20 protein-coding genes are annotated in these 17,366 nt (G+C 69.5%); 13 read left to right on the top strand and 7 right to left on the bottom strand.

Features of this window, described 5'->3' with window-relative positions; genetic code table 11:
• Positions 1-85 precede the first annotated feature (85 nt).
• From BrevBR_RS13615 to BrevBR_RS13605, 3 genes are read right to left on the bottom strand one after another with little or no spacing between them, the layout of a single operon-like run.
• Positions 86-883: a TrmH family RNA methyltransferase gene (locus tag BrevBR_RS13615; protein WP_332640484.1), complete on the bottom strand. Its 798-nt coding sequence runs from the start codon at positions 881-883 to the stop codon at positions 86-88.
• A complete protein-coding gene (locus tag BrevBR_RS13610; RefSeq protein WP_340001306.1) occupies positions 880-1,770 on the bottom strand; it encodes a class I SAM-dependent methyltransferase in 891 nt (296 codons plus the stop codon). Before BrevBR_RS13610 ends, BrevBR_RS13615 begins: the two co-directional genes overlap by 4 nt.
• Positions 1,742-3,007, bottom strand: coding sequence for a glycosyltransferase family 2 protein (locus BrevBR_RS13605; protein ID WP_332640481.1), 1,266 nt, complete (start codon positions 3,005-3,007; stop codon positions 1,742-1,744). Before BrevBR_RS13605 ends, BrevBR_RS13610 begins: the two co-directional genes overlap by 29 nt.
• 315 nt (positions 3,008-3,322) lie before the next feature.
• Here BrevBR_RS13605 and BrevBR_RS13600 point away from each other — a divergent pair, with 315 nt between their 5' ends.
• From BrevBR_RS13600 to BrevBR_RS13585, 4 genes are read left to right on the top strand one after another with little or no spacing between them, the layout of a single operon-like run.
• The gene (locus tag BrevBR_RS13600) at positions 3,323-3,952 is read left to right on the top strand and encodes a TetR/AcrR family transcriptional regulator (protein ID WP_332640480.1); all 630 of its coding nucleotides are present in this window, start codon (positions 3,323-3,325) and stop codon (positions 3,950-3,952) included.
• The gene (locus tag BrevBR_RS13595; protein WP_340001305.1) at positions 3,949-4,746 is read left to right on the top strand and encodes an ABC transporter substrate-binding protein; all 798 of its coding nucleotides are present in this window, start codon (positions 3,949-3,951) and stop codon (positions 4,744-4,746) included. The genes BrevBR_RS13600 and BrevBR_RS13595 overlap by 4 nt, the downstream gene beginning before the upstream one ends.
• On the top strand, positions 4,743-5,729 hold the full coding sequence (locus BrevBR_RS13590) for a FecCD family ABC transporter permease (protein WP_340001304.1): 987 nt from the start codon (positions 4,743-4,745) through the stop codon (positions 5,727-5,729). The genes BrevBR_RS13595 and BrevBR_RS13590 overlap by 4 nt, the downstream gene beginning before the upstream one ends.
• Positions 5,717-6,490, top strand: coding sequence for an ABC transporter ATP-binding protein (locus tag BrevBR_RS13585; protein WP_340001302.1), 774 nt, complete (start codon positions 5,717-5,719; stop codon positions 6,488-6,490). The genes BrevBR_RS13590 and BrevBR_RS13585 overlap by 13 nt, the downstream gene beginning before the upstream one ends.
• Here the strand turns inward: BrevBR_RS13585 and BrevBR_RS13580 are convergent.
• Positions 6,475-8,577 carry a lytic transglycosylase domain-containing protein gene (locus tag BrevBR_RS13580; protein ID WP_340001301.1) on the bottom strand — a complete coding sequence of 701 codons (2,103 nt, stop codon included), beginning with the start codon at positions 8,575-8,577 and terminating at the stop codon, positions 6,475-6,477. The genes BrevBR_RS13585 and BrevBR_RS13580 overlap by 16 nt on opposite strands.
• A gap of 109 nt (positions 8,578-8,686) precedes the next feature.
• Here BrevBR_RS13580 and dapA point away from each other — a divergent pair, with 109 nt between their 5' ends.
• Together dapA and smpB are read left to right on the top strand one after the other, a co-directional pair.
• Positions 8,687-9,571 carry a 4-hydroxy-tetrahydrodipicolinate synthase gene (dapA, locus tag BrevBR_RS13575; protein WP_340001300.1) on the top strand — a complete coding sequence of 295 codons (885 nt, stop codon included), beginning with the start codon at positions 8,687-8,689 and terminating at the stop codon, positions 9,569-9,571.
• Between the two features lie 20 nt (positions 9,572-9,591).
• Positions 9,592-10,041: an SsrA-binding protein SmpB gene (gene smpB / locus BrevBR_RS13570; RefSeq protein ID WP_332640553.1), complete on the top strand. Its 450-nt coding sequence runs from the start codon at positions 9,592-9,594 to the stop codon at positions 10,039-10,041.
• A gap of 3 nt (positions 10,042-10,044) precedes the next feature.
• Here the strand turns inward: smpB and BrevBR_RS13565 are convergent, their stop codons facing one another.
• The 3 genes from BrevBR_RS13565 to BrevBR_RS13555 all read right to left on the bottom strand — a co-directional run bounded on the left by BrevBR_RS13565 (position 10,045) and on the right by BrevBR_RS13555 (position 11,604).
• A complete protein-coding gene (locus BrevBR_RS13565) occupies positions 10,045-10,260 on the bottom strand; it encodes a hypothetical protein (RefSeq protein WP_332640472.1) in 216 nt (71 codons plus the stop codon).
• A 127-nt stretch (positions 10,261-10,387) separates the two neighbouring features.
• Positions 10,388-11,026: a uracil-DNA glycosylase gene (locus BrevBR_RS13560; protein WP_340001299.1), complete on the bottom strand. Its 639-nt coding sequence runs from the start codon at positions 11,024-11,026 to the stop codon at positions 10,388-10,390.
• Positions 11,023-11,604, bottom strand: a complete 582-nt coding sequence (locus BrevBR_RS13555; protein WP_340001298.1) for a LabA-like NYN domain-containing protein — start codon at positions 11,602-11,604, stop codon at positions 11,023-11,025. Before BrevBR_RS13555 ends, BrevBR_RS13560 begins: the two co-directional genes overlap by 4 nt.
• On the opposite strand from BrevBR_RS13555, the gene folK reads away from it, so the two are divergent.
• The 7 genes from folK to acpS all read left to right on the top strand — a co-directional run bounded on the left by folK (position 11,603) and on the right by acpS (position 17,255).
• On the top strand, positions 11,603-12,163 hold the full coding sequence (gene folK, locus BrevBR_RS13550) for a 2-amino-4-hydroxy-6-hydroxymethyldihydropteridine diphosphokinase (RefSeq protein ID WP_340001297.1): 561 nt from the start codon (positions 11,603-11,605) through the stop codon (positions 12,161-12,163). The genes BrevBR_RS13555 and folK overlap by 2 nt on opposite strands.
• A 115-nt stretch (positions 12,164-12,278) precedes the next feature.
• Positions 12,279-12,707: a hypothetical protein gene (locus BrevBR_RS13545; protein ID WP_332640468.1), complete on the top strand. Its 429-nt coding sequence runs from the start codon at positions 12,279-12,281 to the stop codon at positions 12,705-12,707.
• 119 nt (positions 12,708-12,826) lie between these two features.
• Positions 12,827-13,186 (top strand): DNA-directed RNA polymerase subunit omega, encoded by a 360-nt coding sequence (gene rpoZ, locus BrevBR_RS13540; protein ID WP_292064166.1) that lies wholly within the window; start codon positions 12,827-12,829, stop codon positions 13,184-13,186.
• Positions 13,187-13,287: 101 nt separating this feature from the next.
• Entirely contained in the window at positions 13,288-15,474 is a 2,187-nt protein-coding gene (locus tag BrevBR_RS13535) for a RelA/SpoT family protein (RefSeq protein WP_332640467.1), read from the top strand.
• 39 nt (positions 15,475-15,513) lie between these two features.
• Entirely contained in the window at positions 15,514-16,104 is a 591-nt protein-coding gene (pyrE, locus tag BrevBR_RS13530) for an orotate phosphoribosyltransferase (RefSeq protein ID WP_340001296.1), read from the top strand.
• A 3-nt stretch (positions 16,105-16,107) separates the two neighbouring features.
• Entirely contained in the window at positions 16,108-16,857 is a 750-nt protein-coding gene (locus BrevBR_RS13525) for a pyridoxine 5'-phosphate synthase (protein WP_340001295.1), read from the top strand.
• Entirely contained in the window at positions 16,854-17,255 is a 402-nt protein-coding gene (gene acpS, locus BrevBR_RS13520; RefSeq protein WP_332640463.1) for a holo-ACP synthase, read from the top strand. The genes BrevBR_RS13525 and acpS overlap by 4 nt, the downstream gene beginning before the upstream one ends.
• Positions 17,256-17,366 lie beyond the last annotated feature (111 nt).

Genomic DNA, 17,366 nt, shown 5'->3' with positions numbered 1-17,366 from the left:
CGGATGGTCTCGGCGCTTGGGAAGCGCCGAGGCTCCCCCGGGCGCGGATGCGGAGCAAGTGAATCCGGCGTCATCTCCGGTCTGCTCAGGCCGCGTCGGTCACCGCATAGGCCATGATCCCGGTCGCCACCGCCAGGTTCAGGCTGTCGGCCCGACCGCGCATGGGGATCTTGACGTTGACGTCGCAGGCGGCGGCCAGGGCGTCGGTCAGGCCGGCCTGCTCATTGCCCATCAGGATCAGGGCCGGATGCTGGATCGCCGCGTCGCGATAGCCGTGGACCGCGTCCAGCCGGGTGCCGATGACGCTGCCGGGCCAGGTCTGCCGCCACGCGAGGAATTCGGCGGGCGTGGCCCGGGCGATGGCGACGGCGAAGACCGAGCCCATGGTCGCCCGCACGGCCTCGACCGAATAGGGGTCGACGCAGTCCCCGATCAGGATCACTCCGCCGCAGCCAGCGGAATCCGCCGTGCGGATGATGGTGCCCAGATTGCCCGGATCGCGCACCTGTTCCAGCGCGACCCAGGCGGGGGCGGCGGCCGGCTGGATCGCCGACAGGGGCGTATAGACCTGGTCGAACACGCCCAGCACCGTCTGCGGATTGTCGCGCCGGCTGATCTTCTCGAGGATGGCGTGGGTCACCACCACCACCTCGCCGCCGCCCGCCCGGGTCGCCTCGCGGGCCCGGTCCAGGATCGGATGCGGCCGGGCATCCTCGCCGACCAGCAGCAGGCGAGGGGTCCGGTTCTGGTCCAGCGCCTCGCCGATGAATTTCAGCCCTTCGGCCAGGAAACGGCCGGTGCTCTCCCGCTCCTTGCGCATATGCAGGGCGCGCACGGCCTTGACCGTGTCGTTGGTCAGGGAGGTGATCAGCCGCTCTGTCACGCCGACCACCGCGCAAAGAAGCTCAGACCGATGGCGCGCCCGTCGGACCCATCCTCAGCCAGGGCCAGTTCGCCCCAGTCGATCGTTCCGCCGCGCTCGGCCGTCGCCTCGGCCATGATGTGCGACAGCGACAGGCCCGAGATACGCGCGGCATAGGCGTTCAGCAGCAGGAAGGAGGCGTCGTCTGACAACAGGGCCGCACAGTCCTTCAGCAGGCCCGGCAGATCCTCGAACAGCCGCCAGACCTCGCCGGTCGGTCCCCGTCCATACTTCGGCGGATCCAGAATGATCCCGTCGTATTTCGATCCGCGCCGGACTTCCCGCGCCACGTATTTGCGGCAGTCCTCGACGATCCAGCGGATCGGCTTGTCGGACATGCTCGACAGCTCGGCGTTCTCGCGGGCCCAGGCCACCGACTTCTTCGACGCGTCGACATGGGTCACCTCGGCCCCGGCGGCGGCGCAGGCCAGGCTGGCGACGCCGGTGTAGCCGAACAGGTTCAGGATCCTCGGCTTGCGCAGGGTCCGCACGCGCCCGTCCAGCCACTCCCAGTTCGCGGCCTGTTCGGGGAAGAAGGCCAGATGACGGAACGGCGTGAACCGGCTGGTGAAGCGCACATCGCGCCAGGCCAGGGGGAAGGTGTCGATCGGATTCCCGGCGAACCGCCAGCGCCCGCTCTCGTCCTCGTCGGTCGGGTCGAACACGGCGTCGGCGGCGTCGAAGGCCGATGGATCACGGGGAGACCAGAAGCACTGAGGCTCCGGCCGGACGACCGTGAACCGGCCATAGCGCTCCAGCTTGCGGCCGCCGCCGCTGTCCAGCAGGGCGTAATCGGCCCAGGCGCGGGTGACCAGGGTCTCAGGCAACGGGTTCAGGCGCGGCGGCATGCACGGCTGATAGGCGGAGAGGCGCGGTCTCGTCCAGCACGTCGTGCGTTTCCACCGGTTCCGGCGGCGCATCGCGGCGATGCCGGGTCTTGTCCCAGGCGAAGGGATCGAGAACCAGACGCCACGCGGCATGGACGAAGGCGAGGCTGAGCAGGGCCCAGTAGGCCGGGGCGGCGAGCATGTCGCGCGGCCCGTATGGCACGCCCGCGCGCCGCGCGCCGATGGCGCAGGATAGCCAGGCGGACGCCGCGCCCAGCACCAGGACGCTTAACGCGAGGGCCGGCGTCTCGGGCGGCAGACCCGCCATCAAGGACACCAGCACGGTCGCCGCCACCCAGGCCAGCGACAGTCCATGCAGCGCAGCGGAGACCAGACCCGCGCCGACGGTCAGGACCAGCGCCACGGCTCCGCGCCGGCCCAGCCGCCACGGCTCGCGCGTATGCACGCCCCAGGTCTGCATATAGCCCTTCAGCCATCGCGTTCGCTGCGGGAGCCAGTTGTCGAGCCCGCCCGGCGGCGTCTCCCATGTCGGCCGCGAGATCACGCCCAGCTTCCAGCCCCGGGCCCACAGGCGGAAGCCGAGATCGGCGTCTTCGGTCACGTTCCACGCGTCCCAGCCTTCGACAGCGCTGAGCACGTCGGTCCGGAAATGGTTGCTAGTGCCGCCCAACGGGAAGGGCAGGCCCAGGCGTGCGATGCCGGGCAGGGTCGTCTCGAACAGGCTGGCGTATTCGGCCGCGAACTGCCGGTCGAGGAAGGGCGAGGCGTCCGGCGTCCGTGCTCGCCGCCGGATACGCAGAGGCGCCTGCAGGCACGCCAGCTTCCCCGTCGGGTCCGCGCCGAACCGCGCCGCCGCCTCGCGAAGCTGTAAGGGGTCAGGGTCGTCCTCCGCGTCATAGACGGTCAGCAGGTCGCCCGTGGCGTAGGCCAGGGCCCAGTTCAACGCGCGGGGCTTGGTCTGTGGCCTGCCCGCCGGGACCACCAACACCTCCAGCCAGTCCGGCCGCGGCGTCGCATGGGCGGCGGCGATGGTGTCTTCATCGTGCGCCTCCAGCACCAGCAGGCCCTGCAGGCGGTCGGCGGGATAGTCGATCCGGGACAGACGCTCGATCAGCTGGCCCACGATCTCGGCTTCGTGATAGAGCGCCGCCAGGACCGTATAGCGGGGCCAACTGGTCGGATCGGGCGACGGTGCGCGTGATAAGGCGCTGAGCAGGATCAGGCTGATCCTCCACACGGCGACGGCCAGAAAGCCCCACGCTCCCGCGACAACGACGCCGTGTCCGAAGAGCCGGGGCTCAAACCAGACAAGCGCGCCGGTTCCGGCGACGAGGGCGCACAGGGCCGCGGTCTGGAAGGGCGCGAGGCTGCGCCTGGCCGCGCTCCGGTCGAACGGCGGTCCATATCGTCCGGCTTCCCGCCGGCGAATCCCGGGATCGTCTGGTTGTACCCTCTCCACAACGCATGGTTATCGCGGTGATTCCCGCAAGGCAAGCGGTTGGCGCAGGCCGGGGAATGCCGCTATTCAGGGACGGCCCCCGGAGTGCGCGTCTTGACCGCCGTAACCCTCAATCCCCGCTCGCAGAGAAAGCCGAAAGGCGAGGGCCACGCGCGCCGCGCGGAAATCCTGGCCGCGGCCGAACGGATTTTCGTCGAGCACGGCTATGAGGGCGCCACCATCCGCAAGATCGCGGACGAGGTCGGCCTGTCGTCGACGGCGCTCTACATGCATTTCTCGGAGAAGAGCGAGATCCTGCACGAAATCTGCAGCCGCGCCTTCTCCGCCCTGCTGGAGGCCAATGAGGGCGTGACCAGCCGGACCGTCGAACCGGCGGCGCGACTGCGGATGATGCTGGAAGCCTATGTCGCCTTCGGTTTCGCCAATCCCAACGCCTACCGTCTGGCCTATATGACCCGTCCCATCGAACTGCGCGAAGGAGCCCAGTCGGCGGCGCGGGAACTGGGTCACGAGCTGTTCCGCTCGTTCGAACAGGCGGTCGAGGACGTCGAGGCGGCCGGGCTGTTGCGCGGCGACGCGCGAACCACGGCCCAGGCCTTGTGGGCCGGGGTGCACGGCGTCGTTTCGCTGATGATCACCAAACCCTATTTCGGCTGGGTCGACCGCGAAACCCTGGTCACGACCCTGCTGGACGGGCTGTTCGCGGGTCTCCTGAAGCGATGAGACTCGCGGTCGCGGTCCTCGCCGGCGGGGTTCTGCTCGCGCCGGGCGGAGCCGAGGCGCGTCCGTTGCGGGTCCTGTCGCTGGATCAGTGCGCGGACCAGTACGCGCTGGCGCTCGCTCCTGACGCCGACCTGGCCCTTTCGCCGCGCGCCGATGATCCCGACGCCTGGATGCGCGACGCCGCCGTGGGACGCCGGCGCGTCCGGCCGACGCTGGAGGCGGCTATCGCCTTCCAGCCCGATGTGGTGGTCCGTTACTGGGGCGGCGAGCCCCGCCTGCTGGCGCGGCTGGAAGCGGACGGCGTGCGGGTCCTGACCATAGAGGATGCAACGGACTTCGACGGCGTGCGCGCCGATATCCGGACGGTGTCGAAAGGCTTGGGCGCGACGAAACGCGGCGAGGCCCTGATCGCCCGCATGAACGCGACCTTGCCAGCCCGCCCCATCGGTGAAGCGGCGGCGAAGCCGCGGGCGCTGTACCTGACCGCCGGCGGCTTCACGGCCGGGAAGGGGACGCTGATCGACGCCATCCTGTCTGCGGCGGGGTTCGCCAATGCGGCGGAGGCGCCGTATTTCGCGCCGGTCAGCATCGAGCGGATGGTGATGTTTCCGCCGGCGCGGTTCGTGCTCGGCTTCTTCGATCAGACGCGGAGCGACTGGCGCGGCGCGGGCCGTCATCCGGCGCTCCGGCGACTGATGCGGGGCAGGGTGGCGGCGAAACTGCCGTCCGCGGCCCTGACCTGCCCCGGCTGGTTCGCGGCCGACGCCGCCGCGACGCTGAAGGGCGGGGCATGAGACCGTCGCGTCTGACCGTCGGCCTGGCGCTGCTCATCCTCGCGGCCGTCGTGGGCGCCGTCCTGCTGGGCGAGAGCGTTTTCGACAGCCGCCAGTGGGCTCAGGCCTTCGCCGATCCGGCGTCCGGACCGGGCGAGGTTCTCTGGCAGGTCCGGGCCCCGAGAGTCGCCACCGCCTTGATGGTGGGCGCCGCGCTGGGGCTGGCCGGGGCGGTCATGCAGGGCCTGCTGAGGAATCCGCTGGCCGATCCGGGCGTGCTGGGGGTGTCGGCGGTCGCGGCCCTGGGCGCGGCGAGCGCCATCGTCCTGGGCGCTGCGGCGGTTCCGGGCGCGGTCGAGGTCTCGGCTCTCCTCGGCGCCGGGCTGGCCGGGGCGCTGCTGATCCTGTTTTCGGCGCGCGTCCGTTCGCCCGAAGCGCTGATCCTGTTCGGGGTCGCCGTGTCCAGTTTCGCCGGCGCCGCCACGGCTCTGATCTTCAACCTGTCGCCGTCGCCGATCGCCAGCGCCGAGGTCATGGGCTGGCTGCTGGGCTCGGTGCAGAACCGTAGCTGGATCGACGTCGCCTGGGTCACGCCGCCAGTGCTGATTTCCGCGGTTCTGGCCGCCTTCGCTGCTCCGGGCCTCCGCATGCTGAGCCTTGGCGAGGAGACGGCGCGCACCTCGGGCCTGCCCATGGCGCGGCTGAGACTGCTGGCCCTTCTGGCCGCCGCCCTGGCGACCGGCGCGGCGGTAGCCGTGGCGGGGGTGATCGGCTTCGTCGGTCTGGCCGCCCCGCATCTGGTGCGCAGCGCCGTGCGCGGCGATCCGGGCCGGCTGCTGGCGCCGTCCGCTCTCGCCGGTGGGCTGATGCTGGTCATCGCCGACCTGCTCGCCCGGCTGACGCCGACGGATCAGGAACTGAAGCTGGGCGTCTTCACCGCCCTTGTCGGCGCGCCACTGTTCGCCCTGATCGCATGGCGGGCGGCGCGGGAATGGCGGCTGTGAGCGTCCTGACCCTGACCGGCGTCACGGCGTCGCTGGGCGGCCGCATCGTCCTGGACGATGTCGATCTGTCGGTCGCCGCCGGCGAACTGGTCGCCGTGGTGGGGCCGAACGGCGCCGGCAAGTCCAGCGCCATCCGCGCCCTCGCCGGACTTCTGCCCCTGACCGTGGGCCACGCCCGTCTGGACGGGGACGATGTCGCAGCCCTGTCGCCGCCCCAGCGGGCGAGGCGGGTCGCCTATCTGCCGCAGGAGCGCCGTATCGCCTGGAACCTGCCCGCGATCGAGGTCGCCGCCCTGGGCGCGCCCTTCCTGCAGGCTGCGGATGCGCATGCCCGGGCCCAGGCCGCTCTGAATGAGGTCGAGGCCGGTCATCTTGCCGACCGCGGCGTCGCCGAAATGTCGGGCGGCGAGCGCGCCCGCGTCCTGTTGGCTCGGGCTCTGGCCACCGGCGCCCGGGGCCTGCTCGTGGACGAACCGATCGCCGGACTGGATCCTGACGCCCAGCTGATGGTGCTGGAACGGCTTCAGGCCCGGGCCCGGGGCGGACAGGCGGTGCTGGTCAGCCTGCACGACCTGGCTCTGGCGGTGCGTTTCGCCGACCGGGTCGCCGTACTGGATCAGGGCAGGGTGGTCGCCGACGCCTTGCCGATGGAGGCCCTTTCACCCGACATCATGGCGCGCGTGTTCGGCCTGACGGGCCGTTGGATCGCCGGCCCCGAAGGACCGTTGCTGGCGGCCGGACGGCGTCAGTTGGCGGGATAGGGCGTCGCGGTCGAATCCGTCTCCGGCGCATAGGCGGTGTACGGCATGGGCCCCGCCGGCGCGCCGCGGCGCAGATCTTCCGACAGCGTCAGCGGCGCCGTCCCCCCATTCAATCTCGCGCGATAAACCTGCATGTTTTCCATGACTCGCATCATGTAGTTGCGCGTTTCGGTGAAGGGTGCGCACTCGATGAAATCCACCGGGTCGACCGAACCGCCCCGCGGATCGCCGCAACGGGCGATCCATTGCGGCGGCCGCGCCGGGCCGGCGTTGTAACCCACCGTCGTCAGCAGCATCGAGCCTCCGAAATTCCGCGTCAGATCACCGAGGTGATAGCTGCCCAGCGTCATGTTGAAGTCCGGATCCCACAGCCGCTCCGCCGAGAACGGCATGCCCAGCTGCCGCGCCACGGCGGCGCCCGTCGACGGCAGGAACTGCATCATGCCGCGCGCATCGGCGCCGGACCGGGCGCGGGGATCAAAGCTGGATTCCTGTCGCGTGATGGCCAGGGTGAACTCCAGCGGCGCCGCGCCGCCGACCTGCGGCGGCATGCGGATCGGATACTGGCGCTCGGGCATCAGGAAGCCGCGCTGGCTGGCCGCGCGGCCGACCATCATGGCGGTGAAGCCCTCGCCATAGTTGCGCGACATGTCCATCAGCAGGGCCAGCTGCGAGGGGCCCGGCAGGTCGTGGTCCAGCTGATAGGCGAAGACGCGGAACAGGCTGGTCTCGCCCGTCTCGCCCAGGATGCGCATGGCGCGGACGATCTGGTTGTCCTCGAAAGCCGCGATATCCGCGCCCGAGGGCACGGGATCGCCGGGCAGGGTGATGGTGGTCATTCCGGCCTTTTCGGCCGCGAGCTGGCCGTAGAAGGTCTGGATGTGGCGCGAACCCGCCTGGTAGTACTGGACAGCGGCGGGCGTGGCGCCTTGCGCCTCGGCGGCGCGGCCCAGCCAGTAGAGGGCGCGGCCCTGGGTGATCGGGGTCGAGGAGGTCTGGCGCAGGGTTTCGAAATGGCGCGTCGCCCGCGCCGGATCGTTCAGCTTCACCAGGGCGACCCAGCCGGCGAAGAATTCGGCGTCCACCTTGCGGTCGCCCGAGGGGAAGCCGTGACCGGCCATGGCGTCATAGGCCGCCTGCCAGTTCCGCTGCTGCAGGGCGTCGAGGAAATAGTTGCGGCGCTCGCTCCACAGGGTGTTCTGGCCCTCGGCGTGCGAGGGCGCTGCGGGCAGGGCGCCGAGCAGGGGGAAGCCCTCGGACTGGCGGGTCTGCGAGCGCAGGATGCGCACCCGCTCCAGCACGACGGCGGGATCCATCGCCTGTGACGGGCTGAGACCCGCCACGATCGCGTCCGGGCTGTAGGCGGTGCGCAGGGCCATGACGGCGTTGGCCACGGCCTGACGCTCGGACGAGACGCGCGAGACCATCGACCGGGTCGCCGGCCCGTGCGGGCCCAGCAGCAGCATGTTCAGCCGCGCCTCATGGTCGGCCTGGCTCAGCTCGCCGCCCCAGCGGTTGAGGATGCGGGTCTGGGCGGCGTCGTCGAACGATTTCGTCCGCCACCAGTCGGTGATCAGGGCTCGCGCCTCATCGCGACGCCCGCGCTGCTCCATGGCGTCGGCCAGGGCGATCGCGCCCTGAACCGTCGAGGGCGGGGCCGAAGAGAACAGGTTCATGACCGCCTCGGCGCCCGGCGAGGCCAGGTCGAGCGCTCGCTCGACGGCGATGCGGCGGCTTTCGGCGCGAGGCCAGCCGGCGAAACGGGTCTGGGCGTCGGCCAGGTCGCTGTAGGGCAGTTGCTCGCCCGAGGTGTCCAGCAGGGCCCATTCGACCAGCTTGCGCGCCGTCGGGTCGCCGATCTGTGACGCGGCGCTGCGGGCGGCCGCGACGTCGCGGTTGCGGGCGGCGGCCAGACCCTGGCGGAAGAGGGCGGTGTCCTGATCGTTCAGCGTGCGCGGCTGGTTGCTGACCGGTCCGGCGGCGACCGCGTTGTAGGGCCGTTCCTGGGCGAACAGGCCTTCGGGCGCCATGGTCTCGAGCGGCGGGGCGAGCAGGGCGATGGCGCCCGCGAGGCTGGCGGCGATCATTACGTGTCCGAACTCCATGCGTCGCGGTTGCGGTCGGGCGACCGGCAACCTACCCTCCAGCGCTTGTCGCGGCGAACGTCGCCATTTCCACGCAGGACCATCTCTCTCAATGACCGCCCCCTTGTTCAAGGGCGTGATCACCGCCCTGATCACACCACTTCGTGACGGAAAGGTGGACGAAGCCGCCTTCACCCGGCTTCTGGAACGCCAGATCGCCGCGGGAATTCACGGCGTCGTGCCCATGGGCACGACGGGCGAGAGCGCGTCCCTGCATCTGGATGAGCACAAGCGCGTCGTCGACCTGTGCGTGCAGGTCGCCGCCGGCCGGGTCCGGGTCATCGCCGGGGCCGGGTCCTCGGCAACCGACAAGGCCATCGAACTGGCCCGCCACGCCAAGACCGTCGGCGCGGACGGCGCCCTGATCGTCACCCCCTATTACAACCGGCCCTCGCAGGAGGGGCTGGCGCTGCATTTCGAGGCCGTCGCCGACGCCGTCCAGCTGCCCATACTGCTGTATAACGTGCCCGGCCGGACCGGCGTCGACATGTCCAACGACATCGTCGCCCGGCTGGCGGCGCATCCGAACATCGTCGGCATCAAGGACGCCACGGGCGACCTGTCGCGCGTCAGCTGGATGCGCGCCAACATCGGCGGCCAGTTCGATCTGATCTCGGGCGACGACCCCAGCTACCTCGGCTATCACGCCCATGGCGGCGTCGGGGTGGTCTCGGTCACCTCCAATGTCGCGCCCGAGGGCATGGTCGCCCTGCACGAGGCCGCCGCCGCCGGCGACTATGCTGCGGCGCGCGACTGGCAGGACCGGCTGATCGGCCTGCACAAGGGCCTGTTCCTCGACAACTCCCCGTCGCCGACCAAATACGCCCTGTCCCGGCTGGGCCTGTGCGGCGAGGAGGTGCGCCTGCCGCTGGCTCCGACGGCCGACGCCGTCAAGCCCGCCATCGACCGCGCCATGGCGGATGCGGGTCTGGGCTGATGGCCTCGACAGCGCCGAAGATGAAGGTGATCGCCGAGAACCGGCGGGCGCGCTTCGACTATTTCCTGGAGGACTTCATCGAGGCCGGCATCATGCTGCTGGGCACCGAGATCAAGGCCCTGCGCGACGGGCGCGCCAATATCGCCGAAAGCTATGCGGCGGTGGAGGGGCGCGAGATCGTGCTCGTGAACGCCGACATCCCGCCCTACAAACAGGCCAACCGCTTCAACCACGAGCCGCGGCGACACCGGAAACTTCTGCTGCACCGCAAGCAGATCGACAAGTTGATCGGCGCCGTTCAGCGCGACGGCCAGACCATCATTCCGGTCAAGCTGTACCTGAATGAGGCGGGCAAGGCGAAGATCGAGATCGCCCTGGCCAAGGGCAAGAAGCTGCACGACAAGCGCGAGGCCACGGCCCAGCGCGACTGGCAGCGCGACAAGGCCCGGCTGATGAAGGACCGGGGCTGATCGTCAGACGACGGGTGCGGGCGCGTCCATCACCGGACGGGCGTCCAGCACCCCCGGCGCCGACGCCGTCATATAGGCGTCGGCGCCCCCGGGCCCGAGCGACGGCTGACTGTATTGCTGGATCATCAACCCCATCGCCGCGAGCAGGGCCGCCATCAGCAGGGCCCACATCGCCGTCTTCCGTTCCTGGGGCGTGAACGCCCCGTTCGACCTACGCATCACAGCCTCCAAAGCTGTTCGATCAACGCAAGCTGGGCAGCACTGTTCCTGACCCCGGAGGGTACACCCGACGCCGTGTGATTCGCGTTGCAGGCGAGCCACACCCGCCGCCCGAGAGCGAGGTCGATCAGGCCTCGATCAGCTCGCGCGCCCGCCGGAACACAGCCTCGAACATGGCCGGTGTCAGCCGCCCCGTGTTCGTGTTGAGACGGGAGCAGTGGTAGCTGTTCAGGATCACATAGCCGCCCAGCGTCGCCTCGACCCCGTGGCCCGGAGGCGCCGCCGTCCCCTTCAGGCCCAAGGCCTTCAGGACATTCCGGCGGGATACGTCGCCCAGGGTGACGATGACCTTCAGCCGGGGCAGGGCGGCCAGGCGCGCGGTCAGGAAGGGCCGGCAGGTCGCTTCCTCCACGGGCAGGGGCTTGTTGCCGGGCGGGGCGCAGCGCACGGCGTTGGTGACCATGCAGTCGACCAGTTTCAGCGTGTCGTCGGGCCGCGCGTCGTACACCCCCGTCGCGAAGCCCGTCCTGATCAGCGTCTCGTACAGAATCCAGCCCGCGCCGTCGCCGGTGAACGGCCGGCCAGTGCGGTTGGCCCCCGTCCGTCCCGGCGCCAGTCCGGCAACCAGCAGTCGCGCGTCCGGGTCTCCGAACGACGGAGCCGGGCCGTTGAACCAGTCGGGGTTCTGGCGCTGGTTTTCGCGCCGGTATTCGACCAGTCGCGGACACAGCGGACAGCCGCGGGGCGGCTCGGGATTCAGGCTCATTCGCGGTGATCCGTCTCGAACACCCGGCTGGTCGGCTGCGCCGCCGCCGCGCGCGGCCGGCCGATTTCGGGCAGCAGGTCGGACAGATCCACAAACGCGTCCGCCTGCCGCCTCAGTTCGTCGGCGATCTGCGGCGGCTGGCTCTTGGTCGTCGAGACCACGGTGACCCGCACCCCCGTCGCCTGCACCGCCTGCACCAGCCGGCGGAAGTCGCCGTCGCCCGAGAACAGGACCGCATGGTCGATGTGCGGCGCGAACTCCAGCATGTCGACGGCGATCTCGATGTCCATATTGCCCTTGGTCCGGGTATGGCCCTGGGCGTCCGTGAACCGCTTCACCGGCTTGGTCACCACGGTGAAGCCGTTGTAGTCCAGCCAGTCGACCAAGGGCTTGATCGGCGAGAACTCTTCGCCCTCGATCACCGCCGTGTAATAATACGCCCGAACCAGAACGGCCTGGCTGCGATACGTCTCGACCAGCTTCCTGAAGTCGAGATCGGCGTTCAGCGCCTTGGCCGCGGAATACAGATTGGCCCCGTCGATGAACAGGGCGATGCGCTCGGTCGGATAAGGCGTCATGGAAAAGGGCTCCAGCGAAATAGACGTCCACGCCTCCGTCGAAATAGACGGCGCGCCTGATCTGGACTCGGCTGTCATCGTCGCCCTCGGCTGCAATGACAAGGGGGCCTGGGCCGACTGCCGCGAGGCGCTGGAAGCCTCCCTGGCCCGGTTCCGGTCCGAGGGGATCGACGTCGTCGCCCGCTCGTCATGGTGGCGGTCCGCCGCCTGGCCCGACCCGGCCGATCCACCCTTCCTGAACGGGGTGGTGATCGTCCGCACCGAACATGAGCCCCACGACCTCATGGCGGCGCTGGGCCGGATCGAGGAGGCGTTCGGTCGCCAGCGGGGCCGGCCGAACGCGCCGAGGACCCTGGATCTGGACCTGATCGCCTATGGCCGACTGACGGGGCAACTCGACGCACTGGTCGTTCCGCACCCCCGTGCGGCGGACCGCAAGTTCGTCATGGGGCCGCTCGCCGAGATCGCGCCCGCCTGGATACATCCCCTGAACGGCCGGACCGCCGCCGACCTGGCCAACTCGGCGAGCGTAGGGATCGACGCCGCCCCAGGCAGGTGAGGCATTTTTTCCACAACGGCCGACCGTGTCGCGTCGAATGCCGCAAAAGGTGTTTCCCTCTCAGACCGCACGGCTAAGCTTGATTCGGCGCTCGGGGGAGCGCGGGGGAACAATCATGATCGTCTGGTCCGGCTGGGGCTTTCTTGTAGCCGTTTTCTACGTTGTCGGTTTCGTCGTTGGGATTCCGGTCGGGGGCCTTGTTTCGGCCGACCCGAACACGGCCACCGCCGTGAGCTTCGTTTTCGCCGGCCTGCTGGCGGGCCTCGGTTCCTTCCTCCTGGCTCGACAGATCGAGAAGGGCGAGGGGCGGGCCTTCATAGACGAAGCCACCCAGCAACGCATCGTTGTCCGCAAGCACGCCGGTTCGCTGTTCTTTATTCCGACCCGCTACTGGGCCTATGCCGCTCCCCTTCTGGGAATCGGCCTGGCCGTGTTGATGCTGACCACGCCTCCGGTCGACCCTGCCGGGCCGGCCCCGGTGGAAATGGCGGCGCCGGCGGTGGCCGAACCCGTCGTCGCGAGCACGGGCGAACAGCCGACCTGACAATCGCTCGACCGGCGGAAGCGCCGGTTCACGATGCCTCATTCTCGCCCATGCGGCGTTGCACAATTGGGGCTTACCCTATAGTTTGTGCGGTTCTCCCCCCGCGCCCGAGGATATTCATGGCTCGCGTCACTGTCGAAGACTGCATCGAGAAGGTGCCGAACCGGTTCGGCCTGGTTCTGCTGGCGGGCAACCGCGCCCGCGCCATCGCCAACGGCGCGCCCCTGACCCTCGACCGCGACAACGACAAGAATCCGGTCGTGGCCCTGCGCGAACTGGCCGACTCGACCGTCGCGCCGGAAGAACTGCGCGAAACCGTCATCGTCGCCCTGCAACGCGTCGACGAGCGTACCGAAGCCGAGGATGAGGCCGAAATCGTCGGCCTGCTGGCTGAACCCCAGCACATGAACATGGCCGAGGCCGAGCTGATCCGTGCGCTGCAAAGCGACCGCGACGGCGGCCAGGAGGAGCGGTACTGACGGCGGAACCCGCCAACGGTATCACCATCCTGCCGGCGCGGCAGCCCGCGCCGACGCCCGAACCCGCCAATCTGAACGACCCCGGAGGTCCACGTCCGCACGTGGACCCTGACGATCATCCGCGCTCCAGGGTCCTGCGCCAGTTCGAACTGGTCGAGGCCGTCCGCGCCTATGACCCGACCGCGGACGAGGCGCTGCTGAACCGCGCCTACGTCTACGCCATGAAGATGCACGGCTCGCAGCTGCGGGCCTCGGGCGACCCCTATTTCGCCCACCCGATCCAGGTCGCCGGGATCCTGACCGACTACCGGCTCGACACCGCCACCATCGTCACGGCCCTGCTGCACGACGTGGTCGAGGACACATCTGCCACCCGCGACGACATCGCCGAACGCTTCGGCGAGGAGGTGGCTTCGCTGGTGGAGGGCGTGACCAAGCTGTCGCGGCTTGAACTTCAGGCCGAACACACGCGCCAGGCGGAGAACCTGCGCAAATTCATCCTCGCCATCTCCAAGGACGTCCGCGTCCTGCTCGTGAAACTGGCCGACCGTCTGCACAACATGCGGACGCTGAAACACGTCAAACCCGAGAAGCGCGAGCGCATCAGCCGCGAGACCCTGGAAGTCTATGCCCCGCTGGGCCGCTCGATCGGCATCCACTCGATCGCCTCCGAGCTGGAAGAGCTGGCGTTCGAACATCTGAACCCTACCGCCCGCACCGCCATCGAGCGCCGTCTGGAGGCGCTGAAGCTGGAGCACGGCCGCGCCATCGACGGCGTGTCGCGCGAGGTCGAGCGCGTACTGTCCGAAGCAGGGGTCAGGGCCAAGGTCTTCGGCCGCCAGAAGACGCCCTATTCGATATGGCGCAAACTGCAGCGCAAGTCCGTCGGCTTCTCGTCCCTGTCGGACATCTACGGCTTCCGGGTGCTGGTCGAGGCCGAGGATGACTGCTACCGCGCCCTGGGCGTCATCCACCGCGCCTGGCCCGTGGTGCCCGAGCGGTTCAAGGACTTTATCTCGACGCCGAAGTCGAACAATTACCGGTCCTTGCACACGACTGTTGTCGGACCGTCTGGCCTGCGCATCGAGATGCAGATCCGCACCGAGGCGATGGACCGCGTCGCCGAGGACGGGGTGGCGGCGCACTGGGCCTACAAGAACAAGTCCTATGGCTTCGACAAGGAGGCCATGGAGAAGGACGGCGGCCGCGACCCGCTGCAGAACCTGCGCCACCTCGTGCAGGTGATCGAACACGGCGAAGGCGGCGAGGACTGGGTCGAGCACGCCAAGCTGGAGATGTACCTCGAACAGGTCTTCGTCTTCACGCCGAAGGGCTCGCTGATCACCCTGCCGCGCGGCGGCATGCCGCTGGACTTCGCCTACGCCGTTCACACCGAGGTCGGCGATACGGCCGTGGGCGCCAAGATCAACGGCGAGCTGAAGCCGATGCGCACCCAGCTGCAGAACGGCGACGTCATCGAGATCGTCCGCGGCTCCAAGCGCGAAATTCCGGTCGACTGGCGCTCGCTGACGGTCACGGGTCGCGCCCGCTCCGCCATCCGCCGGCACATCCGCACCTCGGAACGCGGGGAGTTCCAGAAGCTGGGCCGGGCGACGCTGGAGCAGACCCTCTCCCGCGCCGGCAAGACCCTGGCCGAGGTGTCGCTGAAGGCGATGCTGGAAACCCTGTCGGTCGCCTCGGAAGAAGACCTGTTCGAGGCCATCGGCCGAGGGCGCCTCTCGGCGGCCAAGGTCGGCGAGACCCTGTTCCCGGCGCTCAAGGGCCGGCTGAAGGCCGGGCCCGACCGCAAACGCATCGGCGACGAACAGGCGCGTCTGTTCGTACGCGGCGGCGGCCTGACCCCGGGCGTCAGCATCCATTTCGGCCACTGCTGCTCCCCCGTGCCCGGCGACCGCATCGTCGGCATCCTTGAGCCCGAGGCCGGACTGACGGTGCACACCATCGACTGCCAGCGTCTGGCCGACTTCACTGACGACGATTCCGTCTGGCAGGACCTGCAATGGACGCCGCAGGCCGAACAGGGGGCCGTCGCCTCGGCCCGCATCCGCGCCACGATCAAGAACGCGCCCGGCGTCCTCGGTCAGGTCGCCACCATCATCGGCGAGGCCGGCGGCAACATCCTGAACCTGGTGATGAGCCACCGGCAGCAGGACTTCTTCGACGTCGATATCGACATGGAGGTCGAGGACGCCAAACACGCCACCGCCATCATGGCGGCCCTGCGGACCAACCCGTCGGTCGATACGGTCGAACGGGCGCGGGGCTAGGGCCTTGCGGCGGCGGCGGCGCTCGTTATGACAGCCGCCATGACCTCAGACGACGTACTCGACGAATTCCGCGGCGCCGGCGCCCTGCGCGAAGGCCATTTCGTGCTGTCCTCGGGCCTGCACAGCCCCGTCTTCCTGCAGAAGAACCTCGTCTTCATGGACGCCGAACGCTGCGCCCGCCTCTGCAAGGCGCTGGCGGAGAAGATCACGGCGGCGGTCGGGCCTGTGGACGTCGCCATTTCCCCCGCCGTCGGCGGCATTATTCCCGGCTACGAGACCGCCCGCTGGCTCAAGGTCCCTTCGATGTACGTCGAACGCGAGGGCGGCGAATTCAGGCTGCGCCGCGGCTTCCACATCGAGCCCGGCCAGAAGGTCGTCATGGTCGAGGACATCGTCACCACGGGTCTGAGCTCGCGCGAATGCATCGCGGCGATCAGGGCGGCGGGCGGAGACGTCCTGGCGGCCGCCTGTATCGTCGACCGTTCCGGCGGCCGCGCCGACGTCGGCGTGCCCCTGGTCGCCCTGGCCACGCTGGACGTGCCCGCATATCCCGCCGACGCCCTGCCGCCCGAACTCGCCGCCTTGCCGGTCGAGGATCCCGGCAGCCGTCGGCTGTCGAACCAGGGGTAGGCGATGGCGCATCCGGTCAGGCTCGGCGTCAATATCGACCACGTCGCCACGGTGCGGAACGCCCGCGGCGGCGCCCATCCCGATCCCGTCCGTGCGGCGCGTGAAGCCCTCGCCGCCGGGGCCGACGGCATCACGGCCCACCTGCGCGAGGATCGCCGACACATCACCGACGCCGACATCGCCGCTCTGAGCGACCTGTGCGCGGTCGCGGGTCGGCCGCTGAACCTCGAGATGGCCGTCACGGACGAGATGCTGGCCATCGCCCTGCGCCACCGCCCGCACGCCGCCTGTCTGGTGCCCGAGCGGCGCGAGGAGGTGACGACCGAGGGCGGACTGGCCGTCGCCGGCCAGGAGGCGCGCATCCAGCCCGTGGTGAAGGCCCTCGCCGACGCCGGCATGCGGGTCTCGCTGTTCATCGAGCCCAGTCTGGAACAGGTCCAGGCCTCCCGCGCCGTCGGGGCCCAGGTCGTGGAGTTGCACACCGGCCGTTACTGCCATCTGTCGGGCGACGATCGCGCCGTGGAGTTCGAGCGGCTGCAGACAGCTGCGACGCGCGCCTTCGACCTCGGCCTCGAGGTCCACGCCGGCCATGGCCTGGACTATGTCACCGCCGCCCACATGCTGGCGATTTCCGAGATTCGCGAGCTCAACATCGGCCATTTCCTGATCGGCGAGGCCGTATTCGTCGGCCTGACCCCGGCCATCCACCGCATGCGCGCCGCCATGGACAACGCCGGATCGGGGGCGACATGATCGTCGGCGTCGGGGCCGACCTGTGCGACATCCGCCGCATCCAGCGCTCGCTCGAGCGCTTCGGCGACCGGTTCAGACAGCGCTGCTTTACGGAGCTGGAGCAGGCCCGGTCCGACCGCAAGCCCGACCCCGCCTGGAGCTACGCCAAGCGGTTCGCCGCCAAGGAAGCCTGCGCCAAGGCCCTTGGCACCGGCATGCGCGCCGATGTCTACTGGCGCGACATGGGGGTGGTGAACCAGCGCTCGGGACAGCCGACCCTGGCCCTGACCGGCCATGCGCGTGAACACCTGTTAAGGCTGACACCGCCCGGTCATGAACCACGGATACATCTGACGCTCAGCGACGAGCATCCGTACGCGCTCGCCTTCGTGGTGATCGAAGCCTTGCCCGTGGCTTAATCACGTTATACCGATTTCGCCGCAATGACCGCGGAACAGCGGCTGGGGGACAAACCGAGATGAGCGACGAGCACAAGCCGCACGACGACCACGGCCATGCAGGTCACGACG

It is taken from the genome of Brevundimonas sp. BR2-1, from assembly GCF_037626195.1.
Taxonomy (GTDB): domain Bacteria; phylum Pseudomonadota; class Alphaproteobacteria; order Caulobacterales; family Caulobacteraceae; genus Brevundimonas.
Note: the sequence above shows the minus strand (reverse complement) of the source record. Positions and strands in the feature narration are given on the sequence as shown.